Origin of the sequence: Microvirga pakistanensis, from assembly GCF_004458765.1 — a bacterium.
GTDB classification, from domain to species: Bacteria; Pseudomonadota; Alphaproteobacteria; order Rhizobiales; family Beijerinckiaceae; genus Microvirga; species Microvirga pakistanensis.
This window is the reverse complement of the sequence record NZ_SPJX01000280.1, coordinates 1-223: the sequence shown is the minus strand read 5'-3', so window position 1 is coordinate 223 and position 223 is coordinate 1. Positions and strand designations below refer to the sequence as shown.

Below are 223 nucleotides of genomic sequence, written 5' to 3'. Positions count from 1 at the left end.
TCAGCTGCTGGCGCGTGGGCTTGACGCCCTCGAGCTCCGTGAGCTCGGCCACGAGGCTTTCCTCGTCCATGGTCACCCACCGTCCCAGCCGCTCGAACACGCGGATCGCCAGGTTGGCCGCCGCGGCCTTGGTGAAGGTGAGGCAGAGAATGCGTCCGGGCAGGGAACCGCTCAGCAGCAGGCGCACCACGCGGTCGGTCAGAACCTTCGTCTTGCCCGCGCC

General features: G+C 69.1%; 1 protein-coding gene. It reads right to left on the bottom strand.

Translation table 11 applies throughout. The features are described from left to right. Positions 1–223 (bottom strand): UvrD-helicase domain-containing protein (locus E4K09_RS15255; RefSeq protein WP_134498412.1); only part of this gene is annotated, 223 nt, incomplete at both ends.